The 8,154-nt window shown below is 35.1% G+C and carries 8 protein-coding genes, 1 pseudogene and 1 other annotated feature; of the genes and pseudogenes, 4 read left to right on the forward strand and 5 right to left on the reverse strand.

Features of this window, described 5'->3' with window-relative positions; translation table 11 throughout:
• Nucleotide 1: 1 nt before the first annotated feature.
• Nucleotides 2-1,126: an FAD-dependent oxidoreductase gene (locus tag RT405_RS01800; RefSeq protein ID WP_313467066.1), complete on the forward strand. Its 1,125-nt coding sequence runs from the start codon at nt 2-4 to the stop codon at nt 1,124-1,126.
• A gap of 108 nt (nt 1,127-1,234) precedes the next feature.
• Here RT405_RS01800 and RT405_RS01805 read toward each other — a convergent pair whose 3' ends face one another.
• A complete protein-coding gene (locus RT405_RS01805; protein WP_313467068.1) occupies nt 1,235-1,705 on the reverse strand; it encodes a GNAT family N-acetyltransferase in 471 nt (156 codons plus the stop codon).
• 160 nt (nt 1,706-1,865) lie between these two features.
• The gene (locus tag RT405_RS01810) at nt 1,866-2,081 is read right to left on the reverse strand and encodes a hypothetical protein (RefSeq protein ID WP_313467070.1); all 216 of its coding nucleotides are present in this window, start codon (nt 2,079-2,081) and stop codon (nt 1,866-1,868) included.
• A gap of 443 nt (nt 2,082-2,524) precedes the next feature.
• Here RT405_RS01810 and RT405_RS01815 point away from each other — a divergent pair, with 443 nt between their 5' ends.
• Nucleotides 2,525-3,673: an ArgE/DapE family deacylase gene (locus RT405_RS01815; RefSeq protein ID WP_313467071.1), complete on the forward strand. Its 1,149-nt coding sequence runs from the start codon at nt 2,525-2,527 to the stop codon at nt 3,671-3,673.
• Between the two features lie 113 nt (nt 3,674-3,786).
• Here the strand turns inward: RT405_RS01815 and RT405_RS01820 are convergent, their stop codons facing one another.
• From RT405_RS01820 to RT405_RS01830, 3 genes are all read right to left on the reverse strand, one after another.
• A complete protein-coding gene (locus RT405_RS01820; RefSeq protein ID WP_313467073.1) occupies nt 3,787-4,338 on the reverse strand; it encodes a GNAT family protein in 552 nt (183 codons plus the stop codon).
• 111 nt (nt 4,339-4,449) lie between these two features.
• Nucleotides 4,450-5,271, reverse strand: coding sequence for a hypothetical protein (locus RT405_RS01825; protein WP_313467075.1), 822 nt, complete (start codon nt 5,269-5,271; stop codon nt 4,450-4,452).
• The gene (locus RT405_RS01830; RefSeq protein WP_313467076.1) at nt 5,258-5,605 is read right to left on the reverse strand and encodes a PadR family transcriptional regulator; all 348 of its coding nucleotides are present in this window, start codon (nt 5,603-5,605) and stop codon (nt 5,258-5,260) included. The genes RT405_RS01825 and RT405_RS01830 overlap by 14 nt, the downstream gene beginning before the upstream one ends.
• 197 nt (nt 5,606-5,802) lie before the next feature.
• Between RT405_RS01830 and RT405_RS01835 the strand changes: the two are divergent.
• Together RT405_RS01835 and RT405_RS01840 are read left to right on the forward strand one after the other, a co-directional pair.
• Nucleotides 5,803-6,111, forward strand: a pseudogene (locus RT405_RS01835) (YrhK family protein); the annotation flags it as partial.
• 394 nt (nt 6,112-6,505) lie between these two features.
• Nucleotides 6,506-6,766: a binding site (T-box leader), on the forward strand.
• 67 nt (nt 6,767-6,833) lie between these two features.
• On the forward strand, nt 6,834-8,060 hold the full coding sequence (locus RT405_RS01840; RefSeq protein WP_313467078.1) for an MFS transporter: 1,227 nt from the start codon (nt 6,834-6,836) through the stop codon (nt 8,058-8,060).
• Nucleotides 8,061-8,154 lie beyond the last annotated feature (94 nt).

An 8,154-nucleotide genomic window follows, 5' to 3' on the forward strand; every position in this document is an offset into this window, starting at 1 on the left:
TATGAACAACAAAACATCCATTGCAATTATTGGTGCTGGCATTGTGGGAGCAACCACTGCTTTTTATCTTAGTGCTGCAGGTTATACGGTCACGATTTACGATGAAGGAACTGGGCAAGCGACTTCAGCTGCAGCGGGAATTATTTGCCCTTGGCTCTCCCAACGCCGCAACAAACAATGGTATCAATTAGCTGCTGCTGGTGCAGCTTTTTACCCAACATTACTGCAGGATTTAAATGAGGATATTAACCACTCTGCTATTTATCGTCAAGTTGGGACGTTAGTCTTTAAAAAAACGCCTAAATTATTAGCAAAACTTGAAAAAATAGCGTTAAACCGACGAGAAAGTGCTCCAGAGATTGGGGAACTATCCATTCTTTCACCTACTGAAATTAAAGCCAAGCTGCCTTTGCTAGAAACGGAACAATCAGCTTTATTTGCTTCCGGCGGAGCACGAGTTGATGGGGCCTTGCTGACTAAGAAATTAGTGGATGCAGCTATTTCGAATGGAGCAAATTATTTTACTGAGAAAGCTCAATTAACGCTATCTCCAAACGGTACTTATACGATCGCTACGCCTGCACATACCAAATCATTTTCTGCTGTCGTATTAGCAACAGGTGCTTGGTTGCCGGAAATTTTACAGCCTTTAGGTTTTTCTGTCGACATCCGTCCACAAAAAGGACAGTTGATTCATGTAGAAGTAGAGCAAGAAACTGAAAATTGGCCTGTCGTCATGCCAGATGGCGAGAAAGATATGATTCCTTTTCCAAATGGACGCATCGTAATCGGAGCTACTCATGAAAATGATGAAGGATATGATTTGACCCCCACTGAGGAAAAGTTAGCTGTCATGTTGAAAGAAGCTGCCGAACTTGCTCCAAGCTTAGCTAAAGCAACGATCAAAGAAACACGTGTCGGTACACGTGCTTTCACTTCTGACTTTGCGCCTTTCTTCGGCGAAGTCCCTGACTCTCCCGGATTGTATGCAGCCAGCGGGTTAGGGTCTTCAGGCTTAACTTCAGGACCAATTATTGGCCGTATCTTAACGCAATTAATTATGAAAGAACCAACTGACTTACCTGTATCCGATTATCCAATAGCTCATTATGTTCAGAAAAATTAAAACAAAGAAAAATAACCATGAATTCTAACTGTGTTCATGGTTATTTTTTGTAGTTTATTACCAATAAATAATCGTGTGTTCTACGATTTCCATCCTCCGAGCACTGATTTATAAATATTTAGACATACTTATGTCAGTCATATTAAACCCCATTTTTTCGTACAGCGAGAATGCCGTTTTGTTATGCGCAAATACATGAAGCATAATTTTTTCTATTCCCATCTTTTTAGCAGTTTCTTCAAGAGCTAGCATGGTTTGTGTACCGTAACCCCTGCTTCGAAACTCTTCAAATACGATAAAATCAAAAATAAAAGCGGCTTTCCCATTCAAGTCTTCGCTAGATCGGAACCACAAATATCCTACTTTTTGAGAAGAGTCACTTTTTACAATTGAAAAAAGGTAATGATCTTTTGTTGCTACGCCATTTGGCAGCAACTCCGCAAAAGAGTCCTCAGATAATTTTTGTGCTTCCTCTTTAGCCCAAGTTCCAGCGCTAATTTTCTCGGCTGCATAATCAGGAATGGCAAGAGAAAGATAATCGATAAAGTCTCGTTCAGTCATTTTTTCTAACTGTATCATTTTTTCAGCTCCTTTATTCTAGTTTCACACGACTGCATTCTGAAATTTTATTTTTTTCATTTGTAATGATAAAATTTATTAACTGATTGATTTTCACCAATCTCAGCAACAAACAAGTCTGGAAACTTCATCATAATGAATCTAGTCTTTTCATTTGTCATCATTCTCTCCTTTTTTTGTCAGCTTCATAACCATTACTTATCTGTTGTTTCTTCGCCCTTCTATAAGCAATAAATACATTAAGCATACAACTTAGAAACCAGATACAACCAGCAAATTTCGTGAGAGTTCCCTCCTGAAAAATATAAAAGAATCCTAGAAAAAAACTAATCAAAGCAGTATAGGTATTTATTTGTTTAAATATTGCTTTATTCATCAAAAACGCCTCCAGTGACTTTAGCGTATAATTTCTACGTATTACTTATTATAGCAAAAACACCTATTTTATTTTGCCAGATTAGTCTTAATGGGTATATGGTATTTTTGACTAAAGGGTGATTCTAATCTAATATGATAAATAAGAAAAGAGAACACTATCAAAGAGAGGTGTTGTTCGCATTCCTTATTAATAAAGTTTAGAACTTTTTAGATAGTCCAGTTTAACTTTGGGGCAAATCCTTATCTGCTATTGTTATGTTACTTATAGCTTTTACGACGACTAATTTAACTTTTTCAGCACTATTCAAGATTCTTAAAATCGTTGTAGTTTTATTCAGCCTACTGCTTGTTAGTAAAATTGTGAGTAAAATATTAAAAGAATATAGTTCTTAGATTTCAAGTCATACAACCATGTAGCTAAAACGAATAGGAGGAAATGCAGTGAGTGTTTTTACTGAAGAGCAAAAGATAAAGATATTAGAAGATTTAGTTGCTATCAAAAGCGTGAACGAGAATGAAGTTGAAGTAGCTGACTATCTTAAAAAGCTATTTGAAGAGCACGGTATTGAAGCAACTATTGTGTCGGTAACAGATACTAGAGTAGATTTAGTTGCTGAAATTGGTTCTGGTTCACCAGTACTTGGTATTTCGGGTCACATGGATGTCGTGTCTCCAGGGGATCTCTCAAAATGGTCAACTGATCCATTTGTATTAACTGAAAAAGACGGGAAGCTTTATGGACGTGGTGCCAATGATATGAAATCAGGACTTGCAGCTTTAGCAATAGCGATGATTGATATTAAAGAAAACAATTCTTTACAAAAGGGTTCAATCCGTTTTATGGCAACGACAGGCGAAGAAGTCGGCGGCGCTGGTGCGAAAAAACTGTATGAAAATGGATATATGGATGATGTAGATGCATTGATTGTGGCTGAACCTTCTCAAGATGTAATTGTATATTCTCACAAGGGATCATTGAATTTTAAGGTTACTTCAAAAGGCAAGGAAGCACATAGTGCACTGCCGCAACTTGGATATAATGCTATCGATCCGCTTGCAGAATTTATCACAAAAGTAAATGCTGAAGTTCGTGATTCAAACCGTTCAAACGAAACATTAGGCGAACTAGTTATGAATTGTACGATTATACACGGCGGTCAGCAAGTAAATTCTATTCCTGAATTGGCTACAGCAGAATTTAACGTGCGTACGATTCCTGAATATGATACAGAAGAAGTTATTGAAAAGTTCAAACAAATTGCTGAAGAACTAAACAATGAAGGAGCAGATATCATTGTTGAAGTAACTATGTCGCTTCCTAGCGTGTTTACAGATGGAAAATCTCATTTGGTTAAAACTGCTCAGCTATTAGGTGAGAAATACTTTAATGACAAACCCGAATTGATTGGTTCTCCTGGTGTAACAGACGGTTCTAACTTATTACGATCTAAGGGAGATGATTTTCCATTTATAATGTTTGGACCAGGATTAACAAAAATGGCCCACAAAGTTGATGAGTACGTTCATAAAGATGTGTACTTGAAATTCATTGATTTGTATGAGGAACTAATGCTCGAATTCAACCAATAAATTTTCGGATCATTCATTCTCGGCGTAGTTAAGAAATTGAACCTTAAACCCTCAGAAAAATTCTATGGTTTAAGGTTTTTTCTTGCTGATTCTTTTTTTACATTCTTAAAACCTTAGCTTTTAAATTCAGACTTCAACAAAGAATATTTGTTCATATCGCGTAATTTATCATACATCACTATGTCTTCTTTATCTGTTCCAACGAAAGAAAATCCACTTTTCAGTGCCACTGCGTTACTACCTGCATTTTCAGTGTCAGCAACAATAGATAGTTTATTCAGTCCCATTTCTTCGAAAGCTATTTGGCATACTTTTTTTACACATTTAGTTGTGATCCCCTTTTTCGCTTGAGAAGAATGGATCCAATAACCTATTTCTGCCTTTTTATTGCGAGAATCGATAAAATGCAAATCAATAGAACCAACTAATTCATCCTCGTAGGAAATCAAAAATAATCTATCTGTTCCTTTTATATGCCCAGATAATTTCATATTTATGTATTTGATTTCATCACTTGGTTCTTTTGTGGTATCAACAAAATCCAGAAACTCCCTAATATGTTCTCTATCACTATCCACTAAATCAAAAAGAATAGTTGCCATATCTACGGTGGGTTGTACAAGTGATAGTTTTGAATCTATTGGCAGATAAAAATAATTTTTCATAAAGCATTCTCCTTTTGTTAAAACTATAATTTTCATACTTTTAAAGCATGTTATTAAAAAGCATTCTTTAAAAAACTTGCTAAATAAATTTAACATTTTCCAAAAAATAAATTAAGCTTTAGCTTTAGCTTTTCTATTATTCAAAAAAATTAATACATACTGAATAAAAAGGACTATCCCTAGAATGACAGCTATTCCAATTTTGCCTTCTCTTGAGTTTAAAAGGCTTGAAAAAACATTCAGTCTAATAAGAATTCCTAAAACAGCAGAAACAGTCAGAATAGGGATAAAAGGCAACCACATTTTTTTATCGTTTTCTTTGTAAAATATCAGCAGCAAAGAGCCAGATACAACAATTATTGTTAAAATTCCTAACATTCCACTAAGATTCAAATTGATTGGGGTAGATATATAAAAATTGAGTATAAAACCAAGGACGACACCTATCCCAACTAATAAAATAAAAAAACTTTTAACTAATTTATTCTTAAATCGATATAAACTCATTCCTAAAAGCCATAATGTGAAAATAACCAAGAGAACCCAATATAATCCCGTCACTACAAAACGCCCAATATCTACTCCGTCCTCCGGAAAAATAAGCTCAGGCAAAATACAAATAAGACCGTAGATTCCTAATGAAGTCAAAAAAATCTTTACAGTATCAAAAAGGTTAACAGGCAATTGCTTAATAATTTCATCAGCAGTTTTTTTAGGGTTTTCACCAAAATATTCTTCTGCAGAAACACCTTGATCTTGAGCATCTAACATATCTTGTAAAACTTCTAGTAATAGTTCTTCACTCTTTTTTTCATCTCTAAATAATGCCATTCCCCTAACATAAATAAGTAAGTTCCCATAATATTTCTCGTTTTCTTTTGTTAAAGACTCTTGTAAGGTAGTATTTGTTTTTATCAATTCACTCGTTTGCATTTAATCCACTTCCTCCAATCAGGTTGTCCACGCTATTTTTAAGATCATGCCATTGCATAATGAACTCATCTGTTTCCGTTATCCCGGTATCCGTAAGCGAATAATATTTCCTTTTAGGGCCTGTATCAGAAGGTTGCATTGTTCCCTTAATCAGTTTCTTCTTCTCCAGAGAGAGTAGTAAAGGATAAATTGTTCCTTTAGGGATACCATTGAATCCAAATTCTGTGAGTTTTTCACTCAATTTGTACCCATATAGTTCTTCTTGAGAAAGCAATAGTAGTATACTGCCTGATAAAATACCCTTCAACATTTGGGAGTTTATTTTGCTATCCACGGTGTTCCTCCTCTAGTTTGTTTTACAAGTTAGTTATAACAAATATGCACTAACTTGTAAAGCAATATAGTATAGAGCTTTTACTGATTAATAAATTATAGTAGGTACTTTTTTCAGAAGGTTATTCTTGGTAATAGAAAATACAACCTTGTATAATGAAAAATAAATGTTTGATAAATAAAGTGAGGTAAATGGATATGCCAAAAATTAATCGTAAAAAACATGATCTTCACCCTGGTGAAGAAGAAGATATCGAAATAAAAAGCGGTCGCTTTCGCTTATACTTTCAAAATCGTTATTCACTTATCTCTTTAACCACTGATCTCCTTACAGGAATATTTTATGTTATTGGAAGTATAGCCAGCCTAACCCCTATCCCAGATGTTTATGGGACGTATCTTTATTTAGTGGGTGGAATCTTTTTAACTGCACGCCCTATTTTAAAAATCTTCCATAATATCTTTATCTACGACGACAAAAAAATAGCAGAACGAGAAGAGCAAAAAGATACAGAAGATGAAGAATACAATGAAGATTATTATGGTGAGGATAACGATAAAGAATATAAGGAGGAAGAAGAGGAGGAAAAAGAAGAACAAAAAAACAACCAAAAGAAAAACTGATCTGATTTTTCTAACTTATTCAGTAAATAATTTTGGCAACTGAAATTTGGATAAAGGAATTAAAATGAATAAAAGAAGGTTATTTATTTTATTCATTTTTAAAAAAATATTTACAAAAAAAAATACTTTAGTTCTAGTGAACGTTTACCGCCTGTTGTTGATTTAGGTAAAACAGTAACTGTAGAAAATTTAATCCATTAACTTATTCGTGTTTTTCCTCTTATCTTTACTTTCTTTGTTGACAATGCTGTGTGAACAATGATAGGATAACACTCAATTAAATGCAGTGATGAGAAGAGTAAACAAGTTGCCATTTCATAGAGAGCTCTGTTAGCTGAAAAAGAGTAAATGAATGCTTGTCGAAACAAGCCTCTGAGTAGTGCATCGGAACTTCATTTTGGTGATGATGTAACAGAATGCCTCTGTTATCGGGCAAAGGTATAATCAGTTTATTTGCTGACGTACCTGCTAAGATCAATATGGCGACATATTGGTAAAATGGAGTGGCACCGCGATGAGATTAAATTTCGCCTCCAAGACAAAATAGTCTTGGGGGTGAATTTTTTTATTTAACTTAAAAATTGCGGTGAAGGCGGATGATAACAATGAACAGTAAAACAATAGCAGCTTGGAAAAATCCTATGATTTTATTAGTAACCATCGGAATAGCAAATATTGGAGAATGGATTTATTTTATTGCGCTTAATTTAGCTGTCTTAGAAAGCAGCGGCAACAATGCACTTGCTGTCACGGGGCTCTACATTATGCAACCTTTAGCCACTGTGCTGACTAATTTTTGGGCAGGCAGTTTGATTGATCGTTTGAATAAACGCACTCTTCTCATTGTTCTGAATTTATTTCGTGCTGGAGTGATTGCTTTGCTTCCCTTTTTCTCTTCTCTTTGGATCATTTATTTCATTGTTTTTATCTTAGGCAGTGCCAATGCTGTTTTCCAACCGACTTCCATGTCTTATATCACACGTACTTTGGCCCCGGAACAAATCAAAAAATTTAATTCCTTTCGCAGCTTAATCGATTCAGGAGCATTTCTAATTGGCCCAGCAGTAGCCGGAATACTTTTAGCATTTGGAACACCAAACTTTGCTATTTTAACAAATGCTGCAGCTTTATTTTTAGCCGGTGTTCTAACTTTACTTTTACCGAATGTTGAAGCCATAGGCGAAAAAATCTTAAATGAAAAGCTCTCTTTCAATATGCTGAAAGCTGACTTCAAAGCTGTTCGAGCATTTAGTTTAAGCCATCGTTTAATCATGAAAATTTACTTCTCTTTTAGCGGAATAACCGTCATGGCCACCGCGTTGGATTCCCTTGAAGCAACCTTTTCAATCACTGTATTAAACTTATCCAATCAAGAATATGGCTTTTTAGTTAGCATAGCCGGTGCTGGAATCTTAATAGGATCGATAGCCACAGTAGCATTAGCTGATTCTCTTTCGTTAGCTCTTATGATGGGCGGAGGGACTCTTTTGGTTTCTATTGGCTATCTCATTTATGCCTTTTCAACTTCTTTTATTGCTGCTAGTATCGGATTTTTTATTTTAGCTTTTTCTCTAGCTTTTGCAAATACAGGCTTTCAATCCTTTTATCAATTAACTATTCCTGTTGATCTTATGGGCAGAATTGGCAGTTTGTACGGATTAGTTGAATCGCTCTTTACTATGATAATGACTTTATTATTCGGACTCGCCACTCAATTCATTCCACTTCGAAGTATAATCCTTCTTGGTTCTTTAGGTACTCTTTCTATCTCCTTAATTTTGTGGAAAGCCAGCAGCAAAAAAACAGAAACAAATTTTGAGTTGATAGACTGAATGAGAGTGGGACAAAAGGCGTTTAGACTCGAAACACTGGAACGAATAAGCGCAGTATGGTCACTGACCATCGAGCATTATTCGTGAAGTGGAC

It is taken from the genome of Carnobacterium sp., assembly GCF_032094055.1.
Taxonomy (GTDB): domain Bacteria; phylum Bacillota; class Bacilli; order Lactobacillales; family Carnobacteriaceae; genus Carnobacterium_A.

Coding starts and splice junctions, on each gene's coding strand:
- RT405_RS01810 (WP_313467070.1), bottom strand. CDS start 2,081: ATGAATAAAGCAATATTTAAACAAATAAATACCTATACTGCTTTGATT.
- RT405_RS01825 (WP_313467075.1), bottom strand. CDS start 5,271: ATGCAAACGAGTGAATTGATAAAAACAAATACTACCTTACAAGAGTCT.
- RT405_RS01805 (WP_313467068.1), bottom strand. CDS start 1,705: ATGATACAGTTAGAAAAAATGACTGAACGAGACTTTATCGATTATCTT.
- RT405_RS01800 (WP_313467066.1), top strand. CDS start 2: ATGAACAACAAAACATCCATTGCAATTATTGGTGCTGGCATTGTGGGA.
- RT405_RS01840 (WP_313467078.1), top strand. CDS start 6,834: ATGAACAGTAAAACAATAGCAGCTTGGAAAAATCCTATGATTTTATTA.
- RT405_RS01820 (WP_313467073.1), bottom strand. CDS start 4,338: ATGAAAAATTATTTTTATCTGCCAATAGATTCAAAACTATCACTTGTA.